Raw genomic sequence first — 26,168 nt, forward strand, 5'->3', positions numbered from 1 at the left:
ATGGGAGAAGCGTAATGCAATCTCGGCGATTTGGGTATGCGTCCAATGCTTCACCGCATGCATCAAAGAAGCATGTAATGATACCAAAGTATCAGATAATTACTGAACGACCGAAGCAATGTCACAGTCTGTATTGAAGTCGCAATTGATCGCTTCTTCACCGCCGCGGGGCTGCGCCCCTCCATAAGGCACGTTGAACGTGCGAATTCCGAACACCGAGTGGCGGAAATGTGACAAGTTTTGCCGTTTACGCAAACGTCAATGGCGCTGGCCGGCATCGGTGCAAATGGAATCCGCCACAGGCGGAAGAATTACCAAAAAAGGAATTGGGCCGAGGCCGAAGCCACACACAAACGGGATCCTTCCGCCTCAGCGGCAGCGGGCGCGTTGCAATTCGCCATTCGCCACCCCGGCGCCATTCCGCTGCCCGAAACCCTGCCGTGCGCCGGTCACACGGCGGACTCGACGATTCGCCCCGCAGCGAAACGGCCGAGCCGCTTGATTTCCCAGTCGAGGAGAATGCCCGATGAGGCGTTGACGCGGCGGCGCACCGTCTCGCCCAGGCTTTCAAGGTCGAAGCCGGTCGCATCGCCGGTATTGATCATGAAGTTGCAGTGCATCTCGGACATCTGCGCGCCGCCGATCGTCATACCGCGGCAACCGGCCTTGTCGATCTCCTTCCAGGCCGAGGTTCCGGCCGGGTTCTTGAAGGTCGAGCCGCCGGTCTTCTCGCGGATCGGCTGGACCGTCTCGCGGTGGTGCTGCACCTCGCCCATCTTCGCGCGGATCGCCTCGCGCTCGGCCGGATAGCCCTCGAAGACGGCGCCGGTGAAGATCAGCTCGGCAGGCGCCTCGGAGTGGCGGTAGGAATAGCCCATCTCGGCGTTGGAGAGCACATGGCGTCCGCCCTTGCGGTCGAGCGCGTGGACCTCCACCACCCGCTCGACGGTCTCGGTGCCGTTCGCCCCGGCATTCATCCTGAGCGCGCCGCCGATCGCTCCCGGAATGCCGTGATAGAAATGAAAACCGCCGATCCCGGCGTCGAGGGCCGCTGCCGCCAGCCGCTTGTCCGGAAGCGCTGCGCCGGCCCGGAGGCGATTGTCGGACAGCTGCTCGGTGCTGCCGAAACCCTTCGCCGACAGGCGGATCACCACCCCCTCGATGCCGCCGTCGCGGACGAGGAGGTTGGAGCCGACGCCGACCGTCAGGACCGGGATTTCCTCGGGCAGCCGTTCGAGGAACAGCGCGAGATCCTCTTCGTCGGCCGGCTGGAAGAACAGATCGGCCGGGCCGCCCACCTGAAACCAGGTGAGCTTGGCCATCGCCGCATCGGGCGTCAGCCGCCCGCGGATCCCGGAAAGACGCTCGCCGAGCCGGTCGAGCAGCGTCACGCCGAGGCTCCGGCGTCGCCCATGCCGAGCTTCTCCAGTTCCTTCGGCAGCGCATAGGCCCACTGGGTGATCGAACCGGCGCCGAGGCAGATGACCATGTCGCCGGAATTGGCGATCTGCTTGACCAGCGGCGCGATTTCCTTCGGCCCGTCGATCAGCCGGGCGTCGCGGTGGCCGCCGAGTTTCAGCCGCTCCACCAGCATTTCCGAGCTGACGAATTCGATCGGCTCCTCGCCCGCCGCGTAGACCGGCGCGATGATCACCGTGTCGGCATCGTTGAAGCAGGAGGCGAAGTCGGAAAACAGCGACTGCAGACGGGTGTAGCGATGCGGCTGGACGACGGCGATCACCCGGCCGGTCGCCGATGAGCGGGCGGCGGCGAGGACGGCACGGATCTCCACTGGATGGTGGCCGTAGTCGTCATAGACGGCGACGCCGCCGACGGTCCCCGTCAGCGTGAAGCGGCGCTTGACGCCGCCGAAGCCGGCGAGCCCGGTGCGGATCGCCTCCGCCGGGATGCCGAGGCGGTGGGCAACGGCGATCGCCGCGGTGGCGTTGGAAACGTTGTGGCGGCCGGGCATCGGCAGAGCAAGGTTCGGGATCGTCTCCGTCTCGCCGGTGACACGGTCGCGCATCGTCACGTCGAACAGCGACTTGCCCGGCTCGAAACGCAGATTCTCGAAGCGGACGTCCGCCTGGAGGTTCTCGCCATAGGTGATGACCCGGCGGTCCTCGATCTCGCCGACCAGCGTCTGCACCTCGGGATGGTCGAGGCACATCACCGCGAAGCCGTAGAACGGCACGTTCTCGACGAAGGCCCGGAAGGCGGCGCGCACCGCATCGAAGGTGCCGTAGTGGTCGAGATGCTCGGGATCGATATTGGTGACCACCGCGACGTCGGCGGGAAGCTTCAGGAAGGTGCCGTCGCTCTCGTCTGCCTCGACCACCATCCAGTCGCCGTCGCCCATCCGGGCGTTGGTGCCATAGGCGTTGATGATGCCGCCATTGACGACGGTCGGGTCCATGCCGCCGGCATCGAGCAGCGTCGCGACCATCGAGGTGGTCGTCGTCTTGCCATGGGTGCCGCCGATGGCGATCGCCTGGCGAAAGCGCATCAGCTCTGCCAGCATCTCGGCGCGCCGGACGATCGGCAGCAGCCGCTCGCGGGCGGCGGAGAGTTCGGGGTTGCTGCGGCGGATCGCCGTCGAGACCACCACAACCTCGGCCTTGCCGAGGTTTTCGGCCGAATGGCCGACATGGACGGTGACGCCCTTTTCGCGCAGCCGCTGGACGTTGGCGTTCTCGCTCTGGTCGGAGCCCTGCACCGTATAGCCGAGATTGACCAGAACCTCGGCAATGCCGCTCATGCCGATGCCGCCGATCCCGATAAAATGGACCGGTCCGATATTCGGCGGCATCTTCATGGCGATTCCCCTTGGACCTTGCGAAATTTCATTGATCTATAGCGGCCCCGGGCATAGAGGCAACGAGATCGGCGAGCAAGGCGGCAGCGTTCGGCACGCCGGTTCCCCTGGCCGCCGACGCCATGGCCGCGGCGCGGTCCGGATCGCCGGCGATGCCGCCGATCAGCTCGGCGAGACGCTGCGGCGAGAGCTCGGCCTGCGGAGCAACGACCGCGCCACCCTCGGCTTCGATCCGCGCGGCATTCGCCGCCTGGTCATGGTCGAGCGCGTAGGGGAACGGCACCAGGATCGCCGGCCTGCCGATCACCGCGATTTCCGAAACGGTCGAGGCGCCGGAGCGGCTGACGACGAGATGCGCGGCACCGATCCGCGCCGCCATGTCGGTGAAGAAGGGCGAGACATCCGCGACGATGCCGCGCTCCTCGTAGAAGGCTCGTACACGCACCTCGTCCTCTGCGCGCGCCTGCTGGGTGACCCTCAGCCGGTTGCGGATCCCCTCAGGCAGAAGCTCGACCGCCTGCGGGACCGCGTCGGAAAAGAAAGCCGCGCCCTGGCTGCCGCCGAAGACGACGAGATTGAACGGCTCGCCCTCGCCGGCCGGGCGATAGGGCATCTTTGCCGCCTCGATCACCGCGGGCCGCACCGGATTGCCGGTGACGGTGATCTTGCCGGCGATGGAGGCGTCGGCCTTGTCCTGCGGGATGCCCGCGGCGATCCTGTCGACGCGGCGCGCGAGGAAGCGGTTGGCCCTGCCCATGACGGCGTTCTGCTCGTGGATGATCGTCGGCCGCCCGGCCCGCGTCGCGGCCATCAGCGGCGGCACGGTCGGATAACCGCCGAAGCCGATGACGACCGCCGGGCGCAGCCTGCGGACGAGCGCGCCGGCCTCGCGAAAACCCCGCCAGAGCGTCCAGAGCGAGTTTGCCACGGCCAGCGGGTTCTTCGACGCGAAGGTCGCCGAGCGGACGCGGTGCACCTCCCTGACGGGAAAGCGGTCGGCAAACCGCCCTGCCCGCTCGTCGGTGACGAGTTCGACGCCATAGCCCCTGGCGATCAGCTCATGGGCGAGCGCCTCGGCCGGAAAGAGATGGCCGCCGGTACCCCCGGCAGCAAGAAGGATGGTGGTCATGAGGACTCGTGGAAAGCGGACCGGAAACTGGCTTCGTCAGCCGTCGATATCGCAAGTCGATCAGCAGCGACACCGCCTTCGCCTGCCTAAGTCGAGTGAGAGCGCGGTCGTTTCTCGATGCCGCCCGGCGTGCATCTCGTGCGAGACACCTCCCGAAGGGCGAGCGGAGCGGCGGCGAAAGCGGCAGAAACTGGCGGTTATGGCCTGTCGGCCTGACGGCGGGCGCGGGCATGCGCCTGCTCGGTAATGCGGCGGGCGTCCCGCAGGACGAGAGCGGCAATGACAAGCGCGCTGACCGGCATCAGGGATGCGAGCAGAATGGTCTCCATCAGGCTCATCGATCCAGCTCCTTAAGTGAGCGCTTCGCTGCTTTATGTAGGATAAAACTGGCCACAAAGCAAAACGGCGCAAAAATCACGGCAAAGACGTAGTCGCCGGAATTAAGGACGATCGACGTCGGAATGGTGAAGCCACCGACGATGAAGACGCCGATGGCGATGCCGTTCATGTAGTTGGCTTCGAGCTTCACCTGCTCGCGTTCACCTTCGGTCTTGTTGCCGCCGGCAGCGCCGGCGGCCGGCGGGACGGGCGATGTCGCTGTTTCTGCCGGTCTCTCCTCGCCCTCCATGCCGGTTCACGCGCCGTGCAGCACCATCGTCCTCTGCACCAGCTGGTCGGTATAGGAGCGGTTCTCGGCGCGCCTGCGGGTGAGCGCGAGGATGAAGCCGGCGGACATGGCGATCGCCAGCATCGACGAGCCACCGTAGGAGATGAACGGCAGCGTCATGCCTTTCGCCGGCATCAGCTGGAGATTGACGGCCATGTTGATGATCGACTGCAGGCCGAAGATGAAGACGAGACCGCAGATCGACAGCCGGACGAAGGGATCGCGCTGCTTCAGTGCGGTGGAAAGACCGCGCAGGACGACGAAGGCGAAGAGCGTCGCCAGCACCATGCAGGCGATGATGCCGAATTCTTCGGCGAGCACCGAGAAGGCGAAGTCGGTGTGGCTGTCCGGCAGAAGACGCTTCACCGTGCCCTCGCCCGGTCCCTGGCCGAGCCAGCCGCCATTGAGGATCGCCTCGCGCGCCCGATCGGTCTGGAAGGTGTCGCCCTCGCCGGTCCAGAAGCGGTTGATGCGACTCGCCACGTGATCGAACATCAGATAGGCGCCGGCCGCACCGACGACGCCGACGCCGCCGAGGAGCACGATCCACAGCCAGGAGAGGCCGGCCATGAAGACGAGGCCGCCCCAGGCGCTGGCGACCAGCATGGTCTGGCCGAGATCGGGCTGGGCGACGAGCAGCGCGGTGACGATCAACAGGAGGATCAGCGCGTAGAGATTGCCCGGCACGTCGGCGCGCTTGACCTTCTCGGCGAGCAGCCAGGCGCAGACGACGATGAAGCAGGGCTTCATGAATTCCGACGGCTGGATGTTCAGCGGGCCGAAGTCGATCCAGCGGCGGGCGCCCTTGATCTCGGTGCCGAAGAACAGCGCCGCGACCATCAGGAGGATCGCACCGATCAGGATGACGAAGGAGGCCCGCCTGACGCCCCGCGGCGTCAGCAGCGACGCACCGAGCATCACCATCACCGACGGGATGAGGAACAGCGCATGGCGCTTGACGAAGTGGAAGGGCTCGAGACCGATGCGTTCGGCGACCGGCGGGCTCGCCGCGAAGGAGAGCATGAAGCCGGCGACGAGCAGGATCATGAAGGCCGCGAGCAGCCAGCGGTCGACGCTCCGCCACCAGTCGGCGATCAGCGTTGCCGTCGCCTGCCTCGTCCATGCGCTCGTCATCGCGAATCCCCGCGGGTTGCCTCGACGTCCGGAAGGGCGGCCACCGCCGCGCGGAAGGCATCGCCCCGGACCTCGAAATTACGAAACTGGTCGAAGCTTGCGCAGGCCGGGGATAGCAGAACCACCGCATCCTCTCCGGCCGCTTTCGCATCGGCCGCCGCATGTTCGACGGCGATATCCAGTGTGCCAGAGATTTCGTAAGGAATTCGTTCACCAAGAGTCGCAGCAAAGGCCGGAGCCGCCTCGCCGATCAGGTAGGCCTTGGCGAGGCGGGGAAAAAACGGCCGCAGCGAGGCGATGCCGCCCTCCTTCGGCAGACCGCCGGCGATCCAGTAGATGCGCTGGAAGGCGGCGAGCGCCGGCGCTGCGGCATCGGCGTTGGTCGCCTTGGAATCGTTTACGAAGAGGACGCGGCCGGCGCGGCCGACCTCCTCCATCCGATGCGCCAGGCCCGGAAACGTCGCAAGGCCGCGGGCGATCGTCGCGTCGTCGACCCCGAGAAGCGTCAGCGAGGCGACCGCGGCGGCGGCATTCTGGGCATTGTGGCGTCCACGCAGCGAGCCGATCGCCGTCAGGTCGAAGCTCGCCTCGCCATAGCCGGGCATGCGCCGCTGCAGCGATTTTCCGTCGAAGCCGACGCCGCGATCGAGAATGTCGGCCTGCGAGATCCGCGTCACGGCCGCACCGTCCGATTCGAGACCATTGGCGATCTCGCGGCATGGCGCGGTGTCGACGCCGATCACCGCAGCTTGCGCATTGGCGACGAGCCGCGCCTTGATGGCGGCGTAGTTGCCCATGGTGCCATGCCGGTCGAGATGGTCCGGCGACAGGTTGAGGAGGATGCCGACGGTGGGCTCGATCGTCGGCGCGAGGTCGATCTGGTAGGAGGAGCACTCGACGACGTAGTGGCGCTCTGGCGCCGGCGGATCGAGCGTCAGGACGGCGACGCCGATATTGCCGCCGAGCTGGGTGTCCTTGCCGGCAACCTTCAGGCAGTGGGCGATCAGCGCCGTCGTCGTCGACTTGCCGTTGGTCCCGGTGATCGCGACGAACGGCGCGCCGGGGGCCTCGGCGCGGCGCTCGCGCGAGAAAAGTTCGATGTCGCCGATCACCGGCACCTGGTGGAGGCGCGCGAGATCCACCGTCCAGTGGGGTTTCGGATGGGTCAGCGGCACGCCGGGCGAGAGCACCAGCGCGGCATAGCGCGTCCAGTCCGCCGATCGAAGATCCGCCGTCGCGATCCCCTCGGCGCCGGCCTTGTCGACGCTCGCCGGATTGTCGTCGTAAGCGGTGACCTTCGCGCCGCCGGCGACCAGCGCCCGCGCGGTCGCAAGGCCCGAACCGCCGAGGCCGAACAGGGCGACGCTCGCACCGGCGAAGCTCCTGACAGGGATCATCGCGACCTGCTCATCTGAGTTTCAAAGTCGACAGACCGATGAAGGCCAGCATGAAGGCAATGATCCAGAAGCGTACCACCACCTGGCTTTCCGTCCAGCCGAGTTTTTCGAAATGGTGGTGGATCGGCGCCATCAGGAAGACCCGCTTGCCGGTCAGCTTGAAGGAGGCGACCTGGATGATCACCGACATCGCCTCGATGACGAACAACCCGCCAATGATCGCCAGGACGATCTCGTGCTTGGTGGCGACGGCGATCGCCCCGGTCATGCCGCCGAGTGCCAGGGACCCCGTGTCGCCCATGAAGATCGCCGCCGGCGGCGCGTTGAACCAGAGAAAGCCGAGCCCGGCCCCGATCACCGCGCCGCAGAGCGGCGACAACTCGCCGGTGCCGGCGACATAGTGGATCTGCAGGTAGTTGGAGAAGTTCACATTGCCGGAGATGTAGGCGATCAGCCCGAAGGCGGCGGCAGCGATCATGATCGGCACGATGGCGAGGCCGTCGAGCCCGTCGGTGAGGTTCACCGCATTCGCCGCGCCGACGATCACCACCGCGGCGAAGACGATGTAGAACCAGCCTAGATCGAGGAGGAATTCCTTGATGAAGGGGAATGCCAGCGAGGTCGCGAAACTGCCTGTCCCGGCATAGACGATCGCGCCGATGGCCAGCGCCGCGATCACGAATTCGAGCCCGAGCCGCGCCCGGCCGGAAAAGCCGAGATGGCTCTGCTTCGTCACCTTCAGATAGTCGTCGTAAAAGCCGATGGCGCCGAAGCCGACGGTCACCAGAAGCACGGTCCAGACATAGACGTTCTTCAGATCCGCCCAGATCAGCGTCGAGACGATGACGCCGGACAGGATCATCAGCCCGCCCATGGTGGGCGTGCCGGCCTTCTTGAAATGCGTCTGCGGCCCGTCGGCCCGGATCGGCTGTCCCCGCCCCTGGCGGATGCGCAGGGCCGAGATGATCGCCGGTCCGAACAGGAAGACGACGATGAAGCCGGTGATCATCGCCGCGCCGGTGCGGAAGGTGATGTAGCGAAAGACGTTGAAGAGCGGGACGGTGTCGGCGAATTCGGCCAGATAGGCGATCATTTGGCCCCTCCCGAGGTCTCATCCGCTGCCGCGGCACCGGCGTCGCCGCCGGGCGACGGTGCCTGCGTCCTATCTTCGTGGCGTGACAGCAGAGTTTCGACCAAGGGAGAAAATCCAATACTCTTCGAAGCCTTCACGAGGACGACGTCGCCCCCGTGCATCGTTTTTTCGAGATCGGCGACGAGCTCGTCGTTGGTCTCGTGCCACCGGCAATGGCATTCCCCGACACCCTCCAGAGCGTCGTCAAGCGCCTTCATCTCGTTGCCGGCGAGGAACACGATATCGACGCCGGCTTCAAGCACCGATTCCTTCAGGCCGGCATGGAGTTCGCCGGACGACGTGCCGAGTTCCAGCATGTCGCCGAGCACGGCGATGCGCCGGCCGCCCGCGCCCGGCTCGGCCCGCGCCAGAACGTCGAGCGCCGCGCGCATCGAGGCGGGATTGGCGTTGTAGCTGTCGTCGATCAGCGTCACCGCGCCGCCGCCCGCAAGCGCCAGCCTGTGGCGGGCGCCCCGGCCCTTCACCGCACGCCAGCCGGCCAGTGACGCCGCCACCGCGCCGACGTCGGCGCCGACCTTTTCGGCCGTGCCGAGCACGGCAAGAACGTTCTGCGCCATGTGGCGCCCGGGTGTCGCAAGGGTCACGCGCAGCGGCTCGCCGGCGATCTCCGCGTCGATCTTGGCGCCCTCGCGGGTCGCCTCGAAGGCGATCAGCCGGAAGTCGGCGCCGGCGCCCTCGCCGAAGGTGGCGATGCTGGTGACCCCGGCCTTGCGGGCATAGTCGGCCAGGAGGCCGCACCTGTCGTCGTCGGCATTGAGGATCGCCGTTCCCCCAGGCACCAAGCCCTCGAAGATCTCCGCCTTCGCCTCGGCGATCTCGTCGAGGTCGCGGAAGTGGCCGAGATGGGCCGGCGCGATCAGCGTGACGATGGCGACATGCGGGCGGACGAGCTTGACCAGCGGCCGGATCTCGCCGGGATGGTTCATGCCGATCTCGAAGACGGCGAAGCCCGTTTCGGCGGGGAGTCGTGCGAGCGACAGCGGCACGCCCCAGTGGTTGTTGAAGGAGGCGGCGCTGGCATGGACGCTGCCGACGGCGGACAGCCCGTGGCGCAGCGCCTCTTTGGTGGTGGTCTTGCCGACGCTGCCGGTCACCGCGACGATCTTCGCCTTCGAGCGGGCGCGCGCCGCCTCGGAAAGCCGCGTCAGGGCGTTCATCACGTCGTCGACGACCAGCATCGGCGCCTGGACGCGGCCGAGCGCCGGCAGCTTGTGCTCGGCGACGACGACCAGCCCCGCCCCGGCCCGCTGGGCCGTGGTAAGGAATTCGTGCCCGTCGAAGCGTTCGCCCTTGATGGCGAAGAACGCGTCGCCCGGCTCGAGCGTGCGGGTGTCGATGGAGATGCCGGTCACGCCCTGCGGCAGGCTGCCCATCGGGCGCGCCTGCATCGCGTCGAGAAGGACGCTGGTCTCCCAAAGCCATTCGGTCATTTCTGAAGCTCCGCGATCGCCGACCGCACTTCCTCGTGGTCGCTGAAGGGATGCGTCACCTCGCCGATCTTCTGGCCGGTTTCGTGTCCCTTGCCGGCGACGATGACCGTATCGCCCGCAGTGGAGGCGGAAATCGCCGTCCGGATCGCCTCATGGCGGTCGCCGATCTCGGTGGCGCCGGGCGCTGCCGCCATGATCGCGGCGCGGATCGAGGCCGGCTCTTCCGTGCGCGGATTGTCGTCGGTGACGATCACCATGTCGGCGAGGCGGGTCGCGATCTCGCCCATCATCGGGCGCTTGGCCCGGTCGCGATCGCCGCCGCAGCCGAAGACGACGACGACGCGGCCGGTGGTGAAGGGCCGGACCGATTCGATGACGTTTTCCAGCGCCTCGGGCTTGTGGGCATAGTCGACGAAAACCGGAACGCCCGACGGCGTGGTGCCGGCAAGTTCCAGCCGGCCGCTGGCGCCCTTCAGATGCTCCAGCGCGCCGAGCGCCTCGCTCACGCCCACGCCGGTGGCGATCGCCAGCCCCGCCGCGACGAGGGCATTGGCCATCTGGAAGCTGCCGGCGAGCGGCAGGACGATCCGGTGGATGCGGCCCTCCGCCTCGATCTCGGCGATCTGCCGGCTGCGCTCGTGTTCGAGGCGCTTCAGCGTCAGGAAGCTGCCGGCGCGACCGACCGTCATGACGTTGGCCGAGACGCCGGTCGCGACCTCGACGGCCCGGCCAGACCAGGCGTCGTCGGCATTGATCACCGCCGGAGCGCCCTTCGGCAGCAGCGCCGTGAAGAGCCGCATCTTGGCGGTGAAATAGCTGTCGGGATCGGGATGATAGTCGAGGTGGTCGTGGCCGAGATTGGTGAAGCCTGCGGCCGACAGCCGAACGCCGTCGAGGCGGCGCTGGTCGAGGCCGTGGCTGGAGGCCTCCATCGCCGCATGGGTGACGCCGTCGCCGGCAAGCTCCGCCATCAGCGCGGCGAGCTCCACCGGATCGGGCGTCGTCAGCGTGCCGTCGATGACGCGCTTCGGCGAGACGACGCCGGTGGTGCCGATCGAGGCGCTGGCGCGTCCGGTCCGCTCCCAGATCTGGCGGGTGAAGGTGGCGATCGAGGTCTTGCCAGCGGTGCCCGTCACCGCGACGACATGTTCCGGCTGGGCGCCGAAGAAGCGCGCCGCCATCACGGCAAGGGCGTGGCGCGGATCGGCGCTGCGCAGCACCGGCAGGCTGGTGGAAAGCGAAACGTCCTCACCGCAGAGGACCGCCGCGGCGCCCTTCGCCTCGGCATCGGCGACGAAGGCCGAACCGTCGGCCCTGGTGCCCGGCAGCGCCGCGAACAGCGCGCCCGGCGTCACCTTGCGGGAATCGGCGGTCAGCGAGGCGATCTGCGGGTCGGTATCGCCTTCGAGCGAGCCGAGCTCCTGTGCCAGAAGGGAGAATTGCATCGATGCTGGTCCTTGCCCGGAGGGCGGCCGCAACGATCGACCGCCCGACTGATCTTCTAGTGGAGCGCGACCGACATTTGAATGGCGCTCGGACAATCTCCAGGGGCAATTCCCGCGGCCAGCGTCGATGCGCCCCCTCTCAGTAGGAAACCAGCAACTGCTTGCCTTCCTCGCCGAACTCCGGATGGACCCCGAGGAAGGTGGCGGAGCGGCGGATGATGTTGCCGGCCATGACGGCGGCGTTCATGCCGGCCGTCGCATAGTACTTGCCCTTTTCCGGATGCGGCTCGTCGATGATCGTCAGGACGATGTAGCGCGGGTGGTCCATCGGGAAGGACGCTAGGAAGGCGTTGAACTTCTTGGTGTTGGAATAGCGGCCATGGACCACCTTGTTGGCGGTGCCGGTCTTGCCGCCGACCATGTAGCCGGAGACCGCGGCATTGTTGCCGGAGCCGCGCTGGTCGGCGACGTTCAGCCGGAAGAGATAGCGCATCTCGTCGCTGGTCTTCGGGTCGACCACCTGCACCGCCAGCTTGTCGGCCTCTTCCTTGGTGCGCGGCAGGAAGGTCGGCGGGATCAGCCTGCCGCCGTTCATCAGCGCGGCGGCCCCGACCGCGGTGTTCATCGGCGTCGTCGAGACGCCGTGGCCGAAGGAGATCGTGATCGAGTTGATCAGCTTCCAGACCTTCGGCTGCGTGGGCGTCGCGACCTCGGGAAGCTCGGTCTTCCACTTGGAGAGAAGGCCCATCTTGGTGAGGAAGGCCTGGTGCCCCTCGATGCCGACCTTTTCGGCCTCTTGGGCCGTGCCGATATTCGACGAATAGATGAAGATCTCCGGCACCGACAGCACCCGGCGCTTGCCGTGGAAGTCGCTGATCGAGAAGCCGCCGATGCGGATCGGCTTGCTGGCGTCGAAGGAGTCGGTCAGCTTCACCTTGCCGGAATCGAGCGCCATCGCCGTGGTGAAGGTCTTGAAGGTCGAACCCATCTCGTAGAGGCCGGCCGACATGCGGTTCAGGCGGTTCTTGTCGAGCGCCTGGGATGGAATGTTCGGGTCGTAGTCCGGCACCGAGGTCATGGCGACCACCTCGCCGGTCTCGACGTCGAGCACGATGCCGCCGGCGGCGAGCGCCTGATAGCGCTCCATGCCCTGGGTCACCTCGTCCTGGACGATGTGCTGGACGCGCAGGTCCATCGACAGCTTGACCGGCTTCAGATCGGCCTCGCTGGCAAGGCCCGACGTCTGCAGCGCCTTGAAGCCCTGATCGTCGATCCACTTCTCCATCCCCGCCGTGCCCTGATTGTCGACATTGACGTGGCCGACGATGTAGGCGGCCGTCGAACGGCCGGGATAGAAGCGGCTCTTCTCGGAGCGGAAGCCGATGCCGGGGATGCCGAGGTCGAGGATCGCCTGCTTCTGGCTCGGCGTTAGTTCGCGGCGCAGCCAGACGAAGCCCTGGTCGCCAGAGAGGCGCTTGTAGAGCCACTTCGGATCGAGATCCGGCATCACCGTCAGGAGAAGCTCACTCGCCTCGTCGGCATCGATGATCCGCCGCGGCTCGGCAAACAGCGAGAAGGTGGTGATGTCGGTCGCAAGCACCCGGCCGTTGCGGTCGAGGATCTGCGGGCGCGCCGTCATGATCTGGTTGTTGTGGAAATAGGTCGCCGTGTCGTTCGGCTGGACGCCCCATTCGACGAGCCTGGCGCCGATGACCAGATAGACCGCGGCGAACAGGCCGAGCGCGAGCGAGAAGCGGCCGGTGTTGCGCGGCGCCTCGGCGCCGCCCCTGCGGCGGCCGAAGCGGTCGTAGCGCGAGACGCCGGGCGCCGTCTCCGGCGCCTTCGCGGCGCGCCTGCGCGTCAAGAACTCGGTGAAACGCTTCATTTCTCGGACGTCCCGGTATTGTAGGCGTAGCGCCCTTCCTTGGGGAATGTCGGCAGCGGCACGGCGCGGGGCGCCGGCAGCTCGTCCGGCTCGACGATCTGGTCGGGGCGGATCGGCTGCAGGGTCAGTTCGCCGGCATAGATATCGACCAGGCGCTGCAGGCGGCCCGGCTGATCGAGCAGCGTCCAGTCGGCCTGGAGCAGCGAGATCGTCTCCTTCTCCAGCGCGATCTTGCGGTTGACCTTGCTGACCGCCTCCTCGATCAGCTCCGCCTCGTGCTTGATTTGGTAGGTGTAGGCGGCCGCGCCGATCATCACCGTGATGAGCAGGATGTTGAGGGTCTTCAGCACGGCTCAGGCTCCCGTCTCAGGCAGGTCGGCAAGGGTGGGCAGATCGGCAAAGGCGATCGGGTCGGCGTCGTCGCGCGGCGCCGCATCGGTGCGGGTGCCGAGCCGCAGCTTGGCCGAGCGGGCCCGCGGGTTGTCCTCGGCCTCGGCGGCGCTCGCCGCCACCGCCTTGTTGGCGGCGCGGAAGGTCAGCGCCCGGACGGCGGCGTCCGGCAGGTGCCGCGAGCCGGAGGGCTGCATCGAGCGATCCTTCAGGAAGCGCTTGACGATCCGGTCCTCGAGCGAATGGAAGGTGACGACGACGAGCTGCCCGCCGGGCTTGAGGATCCGTTCGGCGGCGACCAGCGCTCGGGCGAGTTCGCCGAGCTCGTCATTGACGAAGATGCGCAGCGCCTGGAAGCTGCGGGTGGCCGGATCGATCTTGTCCTTCGGCGAACGGCCGACGACGCGGCCGATCACTTCGGCCAGGTCGAGGGTGCGCTCGAACGGCCGCTCCTCGCGCCGCGCGACGATCGCCCGGGCGATGCGCCCGGCCTGGCGCTCCTCGCCGTAAAAGCCGAGCACCCGCGCGAGATCGCCGGGCTTCAGGCTGTTGACGACATCGGCGGCACTGGCGCCGGCGCCGCCCATCCGCATGTCGAGCGGGCCGTCCTTCTGGAATGAAAAACCGCGTTCGGCGGCGTCGATCTGCATGGACGAAACGCCGATGTCGAGGACGACGCCGTCGACGCCCGCCGGATGATGGGCAGCAGCGATCGCGTCCAGTTCGGAAAAACGGCCCTCGACGAGGGTCAGGCGCCCAGCCGCCGCCGCGATGAGCGGCTGGCCGGCAGCGATCGCCGTCGGGTCACGGTCGATCGCCAGAACCTCTGCGCCACCGGCGAGCAATGCCCTGGTGTAGCCGCCGGCCCCGAAGGTGCCGTCGACGACGATCTGGCCGGTGGTCGGCACCAGGGCGCCGACCACCTCTTGCAGCAGCACCGGAACATGACGGACTGGTCCGCCAACGCCGGGATCCTCGGTCCCTTTGTCGCCCGCCATTATTCCGGTGTTTCGACGGAAGCCGAAGCCCCGCGATCGCGTGTCAGTCTGTCCCTCAGCTTCTCCCGCAGCGCCCCGCGGAAAGCCTCGAAGCGTTCCGGCTCCCAGAGCTGGAACGAATTCTTCATACCGACGAAGGCGACGCGATCCGAAATCCCGGTATGAGCCCGAATGAAGTCGGTCATCAGGATGCGCCCCTCCGTATCGAACTTCAGATAGGCCCCGTCGCCATAGGCGTAGATCGCCATCTCCTGATAGAGGTCGCTGAACGGATCCATCGCCTCCATCTGCGCCTCGAAATGCTCCATCAGCTCCGCGCCGCCGACGTCGATCGCCGGCTGCGATAACGAGCGCATGGCGAACAGCTCCTGGATGCCGCGGCTGGCAATCACCTGCCTGAACGAGGACGGGACCGAGACGCGCCCCTTGGCGTCGACGTTGTGGACGAAGCTCGAAAGAAATCGGTTCATCGCCGACTACTCGCCCCACACCTCTACGCACCTTCGCACCGTTCACACCCACCCCCACGACCGACCGACCGTAGGCACAGAGCCAGACCCCGGCCGAAGCTTGCGACGAAGCTACGACCGCTCCTTCCGTCATCCGGAAGCACGCCATGCACTGCTTGATTTCGGACCGGAACCGGTCCTGTCGATGTGACAATTGGGATATCATGGGCGTCCGTGGGCGTCAATGGGAAGAGGCCGGATCGGGCCCTTCGAGGCGCTTTCGGACAGTCTACAAACAATGCCCTTAACGGCTTACTAACATTAAGAAATCCCTATCCGATTATGACGAGTTTCCGATTTGGTAATGACTCCCGGTCGCCTCGCCTGTGCCGTCCCGCACAAGGCTCGGACAAGCCTCGTCGGCGCCCCCGAAAAAATCTTCCCTTCGCTTCCGGCGAGAAAAGTGGTGGGATGGCGCAGACGAGCGAAATGCCCGCGGCCCGAAGGTGAGCCCCAGCCGAAATTCATAAGTGACTGATAGAAATTCCGTTTCGCCGACGCGCCGAGGATCGGTTCTCGGCTTCCACCCGCTGCGACGCGATGGGCGAGCGGAAACGGAATGATCGAGTGTCAGCCGACCTGTAAGCCGGGTTCTGTGAGCGGCAGAGCCGCCCGGCGACCATTCCTCTGGGACGGCCCTTGCGGACCGCCTCTAGCAACCTACCCGGACGACCGGCCCGGAGAATGGCTGGCGGTGGGACGAAATCCCACCCCCGCGTCGTCCCTATTCGGTCTTGCTCCCGGTGGGGTTTACCATGCCGGCCCTGTTGCCAGTTCCGCGGTGGGCTCTTACCCCACCCTTTCACCCTTACCCCGCCAATACTGCGGCTCGGCCATCATCTCACGGGTGGATGGAGCCGCACTATAGGCGGGGCGGTCTGCTTTCTGTGGCACTTTCCCTGGGGTCGCCCCCGCCGGACGTTATCCGGCACCGTCTCTCCGTGGAGCCCGGACTTTCCTCCCCCGCCGTCTTTCGACATGTGACGGGAGCGGCCGCCCGGCCGGCTGACGGCGCTTCCCTCGACCAATGGCAGCGCCTTGTCAATCGCCGGGGCCGAGCTTCCGGCGAGAAGCGGGCCGGCGTCTGGGCCGGCCGGCAAGACGTCAACTCGTCGCCGGCTCTTCCCGCTCTTTCAGCGCCGCGAGGAGATCGTCCAGCGTCTCGACCGTCGAGATGTCGGCGATCCCGTCGACCAAAGCCGGCCGGAAATGCCGCTGGAAGGCGATGACAACATCGCGCGTCGCCGCGTCGAAAACGCCCGTCGGCTCGACCGCATAGCCATAGGCGGCGAGCTTTCGCTGCAGGGAGACGACGGCCGGACCCGTCTCGCCTTCCGACAGGGCGACGCCCTCGCGGATCGCCGCCGGTTGCACGAAATGGCCGATGCCGGCGGCATGGAGCCTCGCCCAGGGGAACTTCTCGCCCGGATCCTGCTTGCGCGCCGGCGCAATATCCGAGTGGCCGAGCACCCGCTCCGGCGGGATCGGATGCCGGTGCAGGATGTCAGAGGCCAGCGCGATCACCGCGGCGATCTGCGGTTCGCAGAAATCCGGGCAGCCGCCGGCATGGCCGGGATTGACGATCTCGATGCCGATCGAATGGGAATTGACGTCGGCGACGCCATGCCAGCTCCCCTGCCCGGCATGCCAGGCGCGATCGGCCTCGCGGACCATCTGGACGATGCGGCCGTCCTCGTCGACGACATAGTGACAGGAGACCTCGCTCACCGGATCCTCCAGCCAGCGCAGCGCGGACTCGGCGCTGCCCATGCCGGTATAGTGGAGAAGCAGCATGGTCGGCCCGCCAGCGATGCGGCGCACGTTGAAGTTCGGCGAAGGCCGGATCTCGCAGGCCAGCCCTGTGTCGGGTTTCAAGCCGCGTGCCTCTTGGCAATCTTCGAATAGGCGTCGTTGATCGCCTTCATCCGCTCGGAGGCGATGAACATGAACTCGTCGGGAACGCCCCGCGCCGCCAGCCGGTCCGGGTGGTTTTCCTTGACCAGGGTCAGATACTGGCTGCGTGCCTCGGCGGCGGTGGCGTCGGTGTCGAGGCCGAGCACCGCATAAGGATTGTCGGGCCCGGCGACGTGCCTCTCGCGCAGCCGCGCGAAACCCGCCTCGTCGAGACCGAAGATCGTTGCAACCTCCTCGAGGAAGGCGAGTTCGCGCTCGTGCACCACGCCGTCGGCCTTGGCGATGTGGAACAGGCCGTCGAGCACGTCACCGAGCAGCTGGCAGTTGCCGTTCTCGTCCTCGCAGAGCGAGCGCAGCCGGCCGGCATAGATCTCGAAGCCGGCGATGTCCTGCTTGGCGATGTCGTAGAGCCGGAAGACGTTGCGCATCTCCTCCGGCGGAATTTCGAGGATCTGCCGGAAGGCCGAGACCTCGGCGGCCGAGACGACGCCGTCCGCCTTCGCCATCTTGGCGGACAGGGCGATCAGCGCCACCGAAAAGGCGACCTTGCGGCGCGTGTCGCGATCGCCGGAGAACATCGAGCGGATGGCGTCGAGCACGGCTTCGAGCGTCGCCCGGCCGGGGATCGCCTGGAGAAGCGCAGTGAAGTTCGAAAGGATCGCCATCGGCATTCACCGGTTCGATTCGAGTCCGTGCCCGATCGCCTGCCATAGGGAGAATGCCCGCCGGCGGGCCGCGCCCGAACGATGACTCGTCGCCCGTCAGGCTCTCGTGAAGCGATGAAAGGCAGCAGCCGCACTATCGACGATGGTGCAGCGCGACGCAAACGAGGAATCGCTATTGCCTCTCGGCAAGCCCCGGTCAAGTTGGTCGTGCTTGGTTCCGCCTCCAGATCGACGCCGTCGCCACGGTAAGCAACCGACCGGCGTTTGTGGCTTTTGAGCAATTGCGCCGCGCGCGCCGTCCCATGAGAATCTCCGTCGGCTCGGCGGATCGGGGAGGATCATCGACGATGACTGACCGCATTCACATTCGCAGGCAAGAGGATGCCGAAGCGCCGCAGGCCACGCGGCGGGCCTTTCTCGCTGGCCTCGCCGCATCCGCGGCCCTCGCCGGCTGCCGTTCGACGGCGATGAGCGTCGAGGATCTCGGCCTATCCAATTTCGCCGCCGAGGCGGCCCATCACTATCCCGTGCACGGCATCGACGTTGCGAAATATCAGGGCGACGTCGACTGGTCGGCCGCCCGGCAGGGCGGCGTCGCCTTTGCCTGGCTGAAGGCCACCGAGGGCGGCGACCGGGTCGACGACCGGTTCGACACCAACTGGCGCGGCGCCGCCACGGCGCGGATCCCGCGCGGCGCCTATCATTTCTGGTATCACTGCCGGCCGGGGCACGAGCAGGCCGCCTGGTTCATCGAGAACGTCCCCAGGCAGCGGGGCGCGCTGCCGCCGGTGATCGACGTCGAGTGGACGCCGTTTTCGCCCACCTGCACGATCCGGCCGCCGCGCGACGAGCTTGTGCGCGAGGTCGGCGAGATGTCGCGGATCCTCGAGAAGCACTACGGCCAGCGACCGATCCTCTATGTTCCGATCGACGTTCACCGCGACCGTCTGGTCGGCGCCTTTCCGAACCACGAATTCTGGCTGCGGGCGGTCGCTGACCATCCGGAGAATGTCTACGAGAACCGCAAATTCCGCTTCTGGCAATATACCGCGACGGGCACGGTGCCGGGGGTCGAGGGCGAGGTCGACCGCAACGCTTTTGCCGGCAACAAGGACGACTGGGTGAAGTGGCTGAAGGGCAATCTCGCCGCCTGACCCTTCAAACGGCGGGCAAGACGCGGTAACCGGTCACCCCGCTACCCTTTTTCGTCTGGAGTGCGAGTTCGATGACAATTCTGCCGCGCCTTGCCGTCACCGCAGCCCTTCTCGTCGCCGGGGCCGGCACCGCCGCCGCCCAGCAATGCGGTGGCGATTTCGGCGCCTTCCTGGAGGGCGTCAGGCAGGAGGCGCTGGCCAAGGGCCTGTCCCCGGCGGCCGTCGAGCACGCCGTTGCCGACATGCGGATCGACAACAAGGTGCTGGCACGCGACCGCGCCCAGGGCGTCTTCGCCCAGGACTGGCGCCAGTTCGCCAGCCGCATGGTCAGCGGCTACCGGCTGAAATTCGGCCGGCAGAACATGCAGAAATATGCCAGCACCTTCGACCGCGTCGAAGCCGAGACTGGCGTTCCCGCCCCCGTCATCACCAGCTTCTGGGGACTCGAGACCGATTTCGGCGCCGTTCTCGGCGACTTCGAGACGCTGCCGGCGCTGGCGACGCTCGCCCATGACTGCCGTCGGCCACAACTGTTCCGGCCGCATCTGATGGCGGCGATCGAGATCGTCGACAAGGGCTATCTCACGCCGCAGGAAATGCGCGGTGCCTGGGCTGGCGAGATCGGCCAGACCCAGCTTCTGCCGGAGGAATACATCGCCTTCGGCACGGACGCCGACGGCAACGGCCGGGTCGATCTGCGCAAGGACACGCCGGACGTCCTGATGACCACCGGCAAATACATCGCCTCGCTCGGCTGGCGGCGCGGCGAGCCCTGGCTGGAGGCGGTCAAGGTGCCGTCGGACTTTCCGTGGGACCGCGCCGCTCTCGTCAACAAGGAGCCGCGGTCGAGCTTTGCAGCGCTCGGCGTCACCAAGGCCGACGGGTCGCCGCTCGAAAACGACGGCCTTTCCTCCGCGCTGATCCTGCCGATGGGGCGGGACGGCCCGGCGTTTCTCGCCTTTCCGAATTTCGAGATCTATCTCGCCTGGAACAAGTCGTTGGTCTATTCGCTCACCGCCGCCTATTTCGCGACGCGGCTCGCCGGCGCCGAGCCCGTCGACATGGGCAATCCGACGCCGGGCCTGTCGGTCGACCAGACTAAGGTGCTGCAGGAGAAGCTGACCCAGCGCGGCCACGATGTCGGCGGCATCGACGGCATCATCGGCGAGAATACCCGGGCGGCGGTCCGCACCGAGCAGCAGCGGCTGGGCCTGCCCGCCGACGGCTGGCCGACCCAGGACCTTCTCTCGGCGCTGTAGCGGCACCGCGTTCCGGGTCTCCCGGCCCCCCCTTCGGCGCCGGCGGAGCTACATCCTTTTCGGCGGCCGGCGCCGGCGACGGGCGCGGCATCCCGCGGGACGCATCGCCCTACGACCAATGGGTGACTTCACACCCGGCGAGGTTCTGCTATCGAGGCAGAGTGCCTCGAGCGTGCCCCGCAAGGCCTGCCGCCTCGCGGTGGGGCGCCTTACGCGTTGCCGCATCGCCGGCTGCAAGGTCTCTCTGCCGCCGTCCTGGATTTTCCGAAATTTCCGGACGAGACGGTCGTCTGGCTCCTCCGACAGGACAAGTTCCACGGGAATCGGTTCCGAACGATACTGTCGGCCTCTGGCGGTCCGGCATCTTTCGGATCGGTTAATCTTTACGAGATGTTGACGTAACAATGAAATCGTTGTTCTCCTCAAGGGGAGACTTGGGACACAGCAGGCTGCCATGGGCCAGACCACGACCGACGACATGTTTCGATTCGTCGACTGCATCCAGCACCTGGAGGACAAGGACGCGATTGCCGACGAGCTGTTTCGCACCGTCCGCACCTTCGGCTTCACCAGTTACGGGATTTCGGGCCTGCCCCAGCCGGGGGAATCGATCGAACCCTACTTCCTTCTGTCCGGCTGGCATCCCGAATGGTTCGATCGCTATGTCGGCAACGACTACGTCCACCACGACCCCGTCATCGCCAACACGCTGAGGACGGACGACCCGTTTACCTGGAAGGAGGCCTGCGAAGGCCGCAAGCTGGGGCCGAAGGCGCGCGCCGTCATGGACGAGGCGACCGAGTTCGGCATGCATGACGGCCTCACCGTGCCGATCTACTCGCTGAACGGACTATCGGCGGTCGTCACCTTCGGCGGCGAGCGGATCGACCTTTCGGCTCGCGATCGCGGCGCCCTGCACCTGATCGCCATCTATGCCCACAGCCAGATCCGGCGTCTGATCAGCCAGCGCAGCGAGAAGCTCGAGGATTCCGCACCGTTTTCGCACCGCGAGCGGGAATGCGTGCTCTGGTGCGCCGCCGGCAAGACCAATTGGGAGATCGGCCGCATCACCGGCCTCGCCGAGAAAACCGTCGAAACCTACCTGCGCAACGCCAGCGCCAAGGTCGGCGCGATCAATCGCGCCCAGCTCGTCGCCGAAAGCTTCCGCCAGCGCCGCATCAACTGACCGGCGATCACCTCAAGTCTTCATCGCATCGCCCTCAGACTGCCACCAGTCGTCGCAAGACGATCTGCACGCCGAACTTTCGTTGCAACTCCCACTACCTCACATTGTATTTGGCGAATACGGCAGATGCCAGGACAAGATGCATGACTGTTTGTCCAAAAATGAATTTCTGTCCCGGATAATAAATCCCTGAGCGGCAAAGAAGATATATTTTCCAGCGGATTGACGCCACAATACAATTTTGCTGCACTTATCCATCTGCAGCAGCGTGGTCAATACGGGGAAATCCCCGGATTTGGGAACTGCCTTCCGTAGCGCAAAAAGCGCCTTAAACGAGAGGGTCCCGACCATGATGCAGATGATTACCGAGGCGAACATGGCTCTTCACGAGAAAACCATGGAAGACGTCTGGGCGTTCCGGCATCGACACTTCGTCGACCGGTTCGAATGGCATGCGCTTCGCAAGCCCGACCAGCGCGAGATCGACCAGTTCGACGACGACAACGCCATTCATCTGCCGCTCGTCCTCGACGGGCGCGTCGTCGGCTATACGAGGCTTCTGCGAACCGACGGGCCGCATCTCCTGTCCGACGTCTACCCCGAGCTGATGGACGGTGCGCCCTGGCCGCGCGGCGAGGACATCGTCGAATGGACGCGCTGCGTCGCCGAACCCGGGGTGACGGACGCCGCCGGCGTCAGCGTCAACAATCTGGTGTTTGCCGGGGTCGCCGAGGCCTTCGTCGCTCTCGGCCTGCGGGGGATCATCGTCCAGACGCATCCCAAGCTGGTGACGCGGCTGCTCGAGACAGGCTGGCAGGTGCGGCCGCTGAACGTCCCGCGCCTCTACGACGGCAAGCCGCTGGCGGTGATCTTCGCCGTCGCGACGGAAGAGACGGTGCGCACCAGCCACGCGCTCTTCCACATGGACTCACCCGTCCTGTCGATCGATCGGGACCTGCCGCACCCGCTGCACCGCGACGATCCGCTCCGTCCGAGCTTCGAAGAGGTTGCGACAAATCGGCGCAGTGTTGGGACGAAAGTCGCGACTTCGCACGGTGAAAAACGAATTAACTCAGGGAGGAAATGAGGATGATTTCGGAGGACACGATGGGGTTGTCGAGCGCAAGAGAAGCCGCCCACTTCCTCATCTCCAGCTTGTCGGCGGTAAGGGGTCTGTCCAAGGAGGCGGCCCGCGCGATTGAATTTGCCATCTATCAGTGTGACGATCGGTTGATGATACCGGAGCGCGCGCTGCCGGCCCCTGTCATTAACCGAAATGCGCTACTACATGCTTTGAATTATGCAATTCCTGAGCTAGAGCAGGGCCGTCCAGAAGCTGCCGCTGCGGTTAGTCTGGCAGTAAGTATTCTGGTTGAACAACCGGAGCGGCAAAACCAGTAAGATAGTCGAACTATGCGTAATTCAAAAGCTGCATCCGATATCGATCGTCAGATCGCCGCCCGAATCAGGCTTGCACGCCTCGAAACGGGTATCTCGCAGGAAAAACTGGCCGAGGCTCTCGGAATCACGTTCCAGCAGGTCCAGAAATACGAAAAGGGCCTGAACAGAATCTCGGCCGGCCGGCTGCGTGAGATCGCCGATACCCTCGGCCGCGAAGTAACGTGGTTCTTCGAGGAGATGCCGACCTTCGAGGCCTATCCGACCCTGTCGAAGGCCGATCTGCGGATGCTGAAGAACCTCAAGGCGCTCTCGCCCGAGACCCGCCGGGCGCTCGACGCCCTGCTCGTGTCGCTCAACCCGGACGTCGAAACCGCCGAGTGACATCCCAATCTCCGTTGCCGTCCGGACATTCGTCCGGAGGACAACGGTGATGATCCCATCTCTCAAAGACTGCCAATGCGAAGCTGGACGGGCTTCGCCATTTCCCCCGGATGAACAAGCGGCCGCGAATTCGTCAGACGAATTTCGCCACCGCCGCATCGGTGATCCGGAAGCTCACCTCCTGCTCGCCGCGGAAATGATCGGCGGAGACGCTTCCAGCCACATGCAGCGGGCTCGGCGTGCGTGACTGCAAGAGGTCGCCCAGATCGCTCCCCGCCGCCTTGAAGGCGATGGCCCGCATCGTCGCCCCATCCTCCCCCTTCAGCCTGACCGCGATGTGACCGTTGCCGACCACACGCGCATCGGCGACGACGTGCCGGGCGACCGCCAGCATCGGCGTCTCGTGGCCGGAGCCGTAAGGCCCCGCCTTTTCCAGAAGCTCGTAGAGCGGCAGCGTCAGCCCGGCGGCGCTGATCGCCCCGTCGATCTTCAGGGCATCCGCGGCGCGCGCCCGCGCGAAGTCCTCCCGCGTGGCGGCCTCCAGAAAGGCCCGCAGCTCGCCGAGCTTCTCCCGCCGGACGGTCAGCCCCGCCGCCATCGCATGGCCGCCGCCCTTTTCGATCACCCGGCGCTCGACGGCCTCGCGGACGATGCGTCCAAGGTCGATGCCTGCCACCGAGCGCCCCGAGCCCGAACCTTTGCCGCTTCCGTCGAAGGCGATGGCGAAGGCCGGCCGGCGATAGCGCTCCTTCAGCCGCGCGGCGATCAGCCCGACGATGCCCGGATGCCAGTCATCGGACGCGGCGATGAGCACCGGTGGCCCCTCGCTTGCGCCGATCTCCGCGCCGACCTCGGCATCGGCCTCGGCCAGCATGCGCGCCTCCATCGCCTGGCGCTCGGCATTCAGCGTGTCGAGCTGGGCGGCGATCGCCTCGGCGGCGGTGCCGTCGTCGAGGCAGAGCAGCCGGCTGCCGAGCGCGGCATCGCCGATCCGGCCGCCGGCATTGATCCGCGGGCCGAGCAGAAAGCCGAGATGGCCCGAGCGCACCGGCCCCGAAAGCCGCGCCACCCGGCAGAGCGCCTTCAGCCCGGCATTGTCCTGGCGCCGCATCACCGTCAGCCCCTGGACGACGAATGCGCGGTTCAGCCCTTTCAGCGGGACGACGTCGCACACCGTCGCCAGCGCCACGAGATCGAGCAGCGCGATGAGGTCGAGCGGCAGGCGGGCGATGGCGCCGCGCTGGCGCAGCAGCCGCTGGGTCGCCACCAGCGTCATGAAGACGACGCCGGCCGCGGCGAGATGGCCGAGGCCGGATAGGTCGTCCTGGCGGTTCGGATTGACCAGTGCCACGACTTCGGGGAGCTCGGTGCCGGTCTGGTGGTGGTCGAGGACGACGACGTCGAGGCCGAGCGTCCTGGCATGGTCGGCGGTCTCGAAGCTGCCGGTGCCGCAGTCGACGGTGACGAGCAGCCGCGCGCCGGCGACGGCCAGCTCGTCGATCGCCTGGATGTTCGGGCCGTAGCCCTCGGTGATGCGGTCGGGAATGTGGACGATCGGATCGAGGCCGTAATGGGCGAGGAACCGCCACAGCAGCGCCGAGGAGGCCGCTCCGTCGACATCGTAATCGCCGAAGATCGCCACCTTCTCGCCGCGCGTAACCGCGTCTGCCAGCCGCTCGGCGGCTGCGTCCATATCCGTCATGACGGAAGGATCGGGCATTTCGCTGCGCAGCTTCGGATCGAGGAAGCGGCCGGCGAGCTCGGTCTCGACGCCGCGCGCCGCGAGTACCCTGGCGACGATGTCCGGCAGGCCGAGCTTCTGCGCCATGGCGAGCGCCTGCGCTTCGCTGCGAAGGTCGAGGGCGCTGATCCAGCGCCGCCCGGTGACGGAGCTGTCGACGCCGAGGAAGCTGCTGCTGGCGGCTGGTGTCTTCATGCGTGGCTCTGCGATCGAGATTCGGCAGAAAGCTGCCGGCCGCAGTCTATGCCAAATCGCCGGCGCCAGGAGAACCGGCGACGGGCGCCCTCTCGCTCGCCTGCCCGGCGGCGCGGCATCCTCGCCGCAGCCCGCTCGACGGGCAGCGTCAGGAAAGATCGCTGATGTGATGATGGGCGCGCACTTCGCGGATGGTGCGCGAGAAGGAGCGCATCAGAAGCGTATGGGTGGTCACCCGGTCGCGGTAGAAGCGCACGCCGTCGAGGAGATTGCCATCGGTAACGCCGGTCGCGGCGAAGATCACGTTGCCCGAGGCCATTTCCTCGGCGGTGTAGATCTTTTCCGGATCGCCGACGCCCATCCGCTCGGCCCTGACGCGCTTCTCGATGGTGTTGAGCTGCAGCCGTCCCTGCATCTGGCCGCCGGTGCAGCGCAGCGCCGCCGCCGCCAGGACGCCCTCTGGCGCGCCGCCAATGCCCATATAGATGTCGATACCGGTCTCCTCCGGATCGGAGGTGTGGATCACCCCGGCGACGTCGCCATCACCGATCAGGCGGATCGCGGCGCCCGCCTCGCGCACCGCGGCGATCAGCTGGGCGTGGCGCGGCCGGTCGAGGATGCAGGCGGTGAGGTCGGTGACCCGGACGCCCTTGGCCTCGGCGAGGGCGGCGAGGTTTTCCTCCGGCGACCGGGCGAGATCGACGACGCCCTGGGGATAGCCTGGGCCGATGGCGATCTTCTCCATATAGACGTCAGGCGCGTTGAGCAGGCTGCCGCGCTCGGCCATGGCGACGACGGCGAGCGAGTTGGGCAGGTTCTTGGCGCAAACCGTCGTGCCTTCGAGCGGATCGAGCGCGATGTCGACGGCGACGCCGCCGCGGCCGACCTTCTCGCCGATATAGAGCATCGGCGCCTCGTCGCGCTCGCCCTCGCCGATCACCACCGTTCCCTCGACGTCGATCTGGTTCAGCGCCTGGCGCATGGCATCGACCGCCGCCTGGTCGGCCGCCTTCTCGTCGCCGCGGCCCCGCACGCGCGCCGCCGCGATCGCCGCCTGTTCGGTGACGCGGGCAAGCTCGAGGGAGAGCACCCGGTTCAAGTTATCGGCAAGCTCGACCATCCGAATCGCCTTCCGCCATGCTGAAACGCCCGTCACACGCGGGGCCATAATGCCGCCGCGTCGAACAGGCCAAAGATCCTCCGCCCCGGCCCGACATTAGACCAAGGTGAGCGCCGACCGCCACGGCCGGGCCGCGCCGATATGCGCCGGTCCCATGTCGCGGCGATGTCAAGCGACTGCCCATGCTGGAAGGGCCTCCC

At 66.7% G+C, this 26,168-nt stretch carries 24 protein-coding genes and 1 other RNA gene; 6 read left to right on the forward strand and 19 right to left on the reverse strand.

Annotated elements, in window-relative coordinates; genetic code table 11:
* Positions 1-449: 449 nt before the first annotated feature.
* The 17 genes from murB to E3C22_RS18795 form a co-directional block, all read right to left on the reverse strand.
* Positions 450-1,391 carry a UDP-N-acetylmuramate dehydrogenase gene (gene murB / locus E3C22_RS18720; RefSeq protein ID WP_134763404.1) on the reverse strand — a complete coding sequence of 314 codons (942 nt, stop codon included), beginning with the start codon at positions 1,389-1,391 and terminating at the stop codon, positions 450-452.
* Positions 1,388-2,815, reverse strand: coding sequence for a UDP-N-acetylmuramate--L-alanine ligase (gene murC, locus E3C22_RS18725; RefSeq protein WP_134763405.1), 1,428 nt, complete (start codon positions 2,813-2,815; stop codon positions 1,388-1,390). The genes murB and murC overlap by 4 nt, the downstream gene beginning before the upstream one ends.
* Before the next feature lie 28 nt (positions 2,816-2,843).
* Positions 2,844-3,944 carry an undecaprenyldiphospho-muramoylpentapeptide beta-N-acetylglucosaminyltransferase gene (gene murG / locus E3C22_RS18730; RefSeq protein ID WP_134763406.1) on the reverse strand — a complete coding sequence of 367 codons (1,101 nt, stop codon included), beginning with the start codon at positions 3,942-3,944 and terminating at the stop codon, positions 2,844-2,846.
* 197 nt (positions 3,945-4,141) lie between these two features.
* Positions 4,142-4,282 (reverse strand): hypothetical protein, encoded by a 141-nt coding sequence (locus tag E3C22_RS24550; protein WP_167591821.1) that lies wholly within the window; start codon positions 4,280-4,282, stop codon positions 4,142-4,144.
* On the reverse strand, positions 4,279-4,572 hold the full coding sequence (locus E3C22_RS18735) for a hypothetical protein (protein WP_134763407.1): 294 nt from the start codon (positions 4,570-4,572) through the stop codon (positions 4,279-4,281). The genes E3C22_RS24550 and E3C22_RS18735 overlap by 4 nt, the downstream gene beginning before the upstream one ends.
* A 6-nt stretch (positions 4,573-4,578) precedes the next feature.
* Positions 4,579-5,745, reverse strand: a complete 1,167-nt coding sequence (gene ftsW / locus E3C22_RS18740; RefSeq protein WP_134763408.1) for a putative lipid II flippase FtsW — start codon at positions 5,743-5,745, stop codon at positions 4,579-4,581.
* Positions 5,742-7,142 (reverse strand): UDP-N-acetylmuramoyl-L-alanine--D-glutamate ligase, encoded by a 1,401-nt coding sequence (gene murD / locus E3C22_RS18745; RefSeq protein ID WP_134763409.1) that lies wholly within the window; start codon positions 7,140-7,142, stop codon positions 5,742-5,744. Before murD ends, ftsW begins: the two co-directional genes overlap by 4 nt.
* Positions 7,143-7,152: 10 nt before the next feature.
* The gene (gene mraY, locus E3C22_RS18750) at positions 7,153-8,235 is read right to left on the reverse strand and encodes a phospho-N-acetylmuramoyl-pentapeptide-transferase (RefSeq protein ID WP_134763410.1); all 1,083 of its coding nucleotides are present in this window, start codon (positions 8,233-8,235) and stop codon (positions 7,153-7,155) included.
* Positions 8,232-9,725 (reverse strand): UDP-N-acetylmuramoylalanyl-D-glutamyl-2,6-diaminopimelate--D-alanyl-D-alanine ligase, encoded by a 1,494-nt coding sequence (locus E3C22_RS18755; RefSeq protein ID WP_134763411.1) that lies wholly within the window; start codon positions 9,723-9,725, stop codon positions 8,232-8,234. Before E3C22_RS18755 ends, mraY begins: the two co-directional genes overlap by 4 nt.
* The gene (locus E3C22_RS18760) at positions 9,722-11,170 is read right to left on the reverse strand and encodes a UDP-N-acetylmuramoyl-L-alanyl-D-glutamate--2,6-diaminopimelate ligase (RefSeq protein ID WP_134763412.1); all 1,449 of its coding nucleotides are present in this window, start codon (positions 11,168-11,170) and stop codon (positions 9,722-9,724) included. Before E3C22_RS18760 ends, E3C22_RS18755 begins: the two co-directional genes overlap by 4 nt.
* 139 nt (positions 11,171-11,309) lie before the next feature.
* A complete protein-coding gene (locus tag E3C22_RS18765; protein ID WP_134763413.1) occupies positions 11,310-13,055 on the reverse strand; it encodes a peptidoglycan D,D-transpeptidase FtsI family protein in 1,746 nt (581 codons plus the stop codon).
* Positions 13,052-13,405, reverse strand: a complete 354-nt coding sequence (gene ftsL, locus E3C22_RS18770) for a cell division protein FtsL (RefSeq protein ID WP_134763414.1) — start codon at positions 13,403-13,405, stop codon at positions 13,052-13,054. Before ftsL ends, E3C22_RS18765 begins: the two co-directional genes overlap by 4 nt.
* A gap of 3 nt (positions 13,406-13,408) precedes the next feature.
* On the reverse strand, positions 13,409-14,443 hold the full coding sequence (gene rsmH / locus E3C22_RS18775; RefSeq protein WP_134763415.1) for a 16S rRNA (cytosine(1402)-N(4))-methyltransferase RsmH: 1,035 nt from the start codon (positions 14,441-14,443) through the stop codon (positions 13,409-13,411).
* A complete protein-coding gene (mraZ, locus tag E3C22_RS18780) occupies positions 14,443-14,913 on the reverse strand; it encodes a division/cell wall cluster transcriptional repressor MraZ (RefSeq protein ID WP_134763416.1) in 471 nt (156 codons plus the stop codon). The genes rsmH and mraZ overlap by 1 nt, the downstream gene beginning before the upstream one ends.
* Positions 14,914-15,518: 605 nt before the next feature.
* Positions 15,519-15,961, reverse strand: an RNA gene (rnpB, locus tag E3C22_RS18785) — RNase P RNA component class A.
* 95 nt (positions 15,962-16,056) lie between these two features.
* The gene (locus E3C22_RS18790) at positions 16,057-16,827 is read right to left on the reverse strand and encodes an N-acetylmuramoyl-L-alanine amidase (RefSeq protein ID WP_134763417.1); all 771 of its coding nucleotides are present in this window, start codon (positions 16,825-16,827) and stop codon (positions 16,057-16,059) included.
* Positions 16,824-17,531 (reverse strand): J domain-containing protein, encoded by a 708-nt coding sequence (locus E3C22_RS18795; RefSeq protein WP_134763418.1) that lies wholly within the window; start codon positions 17,529-17,531, stop codon positions 16,824-16,826. Before E3C22_RS18795 ends, E3C22_RS18790 begins: the two co-directional genes overlap by 4 nt.
* A 347-nt stretch (positions 17,532-17,878) precedes the next feature.
* Here E3C22_RS18795 and E3C22_RS18800 point away from each other — a divergent pair, with 347 nt between their 5' ends.
* From E3C22_RS18800 to E3C22_RS18825, 6 genes are all read left to right on the forward strand, one after another.
* Positions 17,879-18,685, forward strand: a complete 807-nt coding sequence (locus E3C22_RS18800) for a glycoside hydrolase family 25 protein (RefSeq protein WP_134763419.1) — start codon at positions 17,879-17,881, stop codon at positions 18,683-18,685.
* 71 nt (positions 18,686-18,756) lie between these two features.
* Positions 18,757-19,944, forward strand: coding sequence for a lytic murein transglycosylase (locus E3C22_RS18805; protein ID WP_134763420.1), 1,188 nt, complete (start codon positions 18,757-18,759; stop codon positions 19,942-19,944).
* A 454-nt stretch (positions 19,945-20,398) separates the two neighbouring features.
* Positions 20,399-21,130: a LuxR family transcriptional regulator gene (locus tag E3C22_RS18810; protein ID WP_134763421.1), complete on the forward strand. Its 732-nt coding sequence runs from the start codon at positions 20,399-20,401 to the stop codon at positions 21,128-21,130.
* A gap of 349 nt (positions 21,131-21,479) precedes the next feature.
* Positions 21,480-22,217, forward strand: a complete 738-nt coding sequence (locus E3C22_RS18815; RefSeq protein ID WP_134763422.1) for an acyl-homoserine-lactone synthase — start codon at positions 21,480-21,482, stop codon at positions 22,215-22,217.
* Between the two features lie 2 nt (positions 22,218-22,219).
* The gene (locus E3C22_RS18820; RefSeq protein WP_134763423.1) at positions 22,220-22,531 is read left to right on the forward strand and encodes a hypothetical protein; all 312 of its coding nucleotides are present in this window, start codon (positions 22,220-22,222) and stop codon (positions 22,529-22,531) included.
* A 12-nt stretch (positions 22,532-22,543) separates the two neighbouring features.
* Positions 22,544-22,912: a helix-turn-helix domain-containing protein gene (locus tag E3C22_RS18825; RefSeq protein ID WP_134763424.1), complete on the forward strand. Its 369-nt coding sequence runs from the start codon at positions 22,544-22,546 to the stop codon at positions 22,910-22,912.
* A gap of 133 nt (positions 22,913-23,045) precedes the next feature.
* On the opposite strand, the gene recJ is transcribed toward E3C22_RS18825, so the two are convergent.
* On the reverse strand, positions 23,046-24,848 hold the full coding sequence (gene recJ / locus E3C22_RS18830; RefSeq protein ID WP_134763425.1) for a single-stranded-DNA-specific exonuclease RecJ: 1,803 nt from the start codon (positions 24,846-24,848) through the stop codon (positions 23,046-23,048).
* A gap of 148 nt (positions 24,849-24,996) precedes the next feature.
* Positions 24,997-25,968, reverse strand: coding sequence for a class II fructose-bisphosphatase (gene glpX, locus E3C22_RS18835; RefSeq protein ID WP_134763426.1), 972 nt, complete (start codon positions 25,966-25,968; stop codon positions 24,997-24,999).
* Between the last annotated feature and the right edge of the window lie 200 nt (positions 25,969-26,168).

Origin of the sequence: Jiella endophytica (assembly GCF_004519335.1) — a bacterium.
GTDB classification, from domain to species: Bacteria; Pseudomonadota; Alphaproteobacteria; order Rhizobiales; family Rhizobiaceae; genus Jiella; species Jiella endophytica.

Coding starts and splice junctions, on each gene's coding strand:
- E3C22_RS18765 (WP_134763413.1), bottom strand. CDS start 13,055: ATGAAGCGTTTCACCGAGTTCTTGACGCGCAGGCGCGCCGCGAAGGCG.
- ftsW (WP_134763408.1), bottom strand. CDS start 5,745: ATGACGAGCGCATGGACGAGGCAGGCGACGGCAACGCTGATCGCCGAC.
- E3C22_RS18795 (WP_134763418.1), bottom strand. CDS start 17,531: ATGGCGATCCTTTCGAACTTCACTGCGCTTCTCCAGGCGATCCCCGGC.
- E3C22_RS18735 (WP_134763407.1), bottom strand. CDS start 4,572: ATGGAGGGCGAGGAGAGACCGGCAGAAACAGCGACATCGCCCGTCCCG.
- recJ (WP_134763425.1), bottom strand. CDS start 24,848: ATGAAGACACCAGCCGCCAGCAGCAGCTTCCTCGGCGTCGACAGCTCC.
- mraY (WP_134763410.1), bottom strand. CDS start 8,235: ATGATCGCCTATCTGGCCGAATTCGCCGACACCGTCCCGCTCTTCAAC.
- murC (WP_134763405.1), bottom strand. CDS start 2,815: ATGAAGATGCCGCCGAATATCGGACCGGTCCATTTTATCGGGATCGGC.
- E3C22_RS18755 (WP_134763411.1), bottom strand. CDS start 9,725: ATGACCGAATGGCTTTGGGAGACCAGCGTCCTTCTCGACGCGATGCAG.
- murD (WP_134763409.1), bottom strand. CDS start 7,142: ATGATCCCTGTCAGGAGCTTCGCCGGTGCGAGCGTCGCCCTGTTCGGC.
- E3C22_RS24550 (WP_167591821.1), bottom strand. CDS start 4,282: ATGAGCCTGATGGAGACCATTCTGCTCGCATCCCTGATGCCGGTCAGC.
- E3C22_RS18820 (WP_134763423.1), top strand. CDS start 22,220: ATGATTTCGGAGGACACGATGGGGTTGTCGAGCGCAAGAGAAGCCGCC.
- E3C22_RS18825 (WP_134763424.1), top strand. CDS start 22,544: ATGCGTAATTCAAAAGCTGCATCCGATATCGATCGTCAGATCGCCGCC.
- rsmH (WP_134763415.1), bottom strand. CDS start 14,443: ATGGCGGGCGACAAAGGGACCGAGGATCCCGGCGTTGGCGGACCAGTC.
- E3C22_RS18805 (WP_134763420.1), top strand. CDS start 18,757: ATGACAATTCTGCCGCGCCTTGCCGTCACCGCAGCCCTTCTCGTCGCC.
- glpX (WP_134763426.1), bottom strand. CDS start 25,968: ATGGTCGAGCTTGCCGATAACTTGAACCGGGTGCTCTCCCTCGAGCTT.
- E3C22_RS18800 (WP_134763419.1), top strand. CDS start 17,879: ATGACTGACCGCATTCACATTCGCAGGCAAGAGGATGCCGAAGCGCCG.
- E3C22_RS18760 (WP_134763412.1), bottom strand. CDS start 11,170: ATGCAATTCTCCCTTCTGGCACAGGAGCTCGGCTCGCTCGAAGGCGAT.
- E3C22_RS18810 (WP_134763421.1), top strand. CDS start 20,399: ATGGGCCAGACCACGACCGACGACATGTTTCGATTCGTCGACTGCATC.
- murG (WP_134763406.1), bottom strand. CDS start 3,944: ATGACCACCATCCTTCTTGCTGCCGGGGGTACCGGCGGCCATCTCTTT.
- E3C22_RS18815 (WP_134763422.1), top strand. CDS start 21,480: ATGATGCAGATGATTACCGAGGCGAACATGGCTCTTCACGAGAAAACC.
- mraZ (WP_134763416.1), bottom strand. CDS start 14,913: ATGAACCGATTTCTTTCGAGCTTCGTCCACAACGTCGACGCCAAGGGG.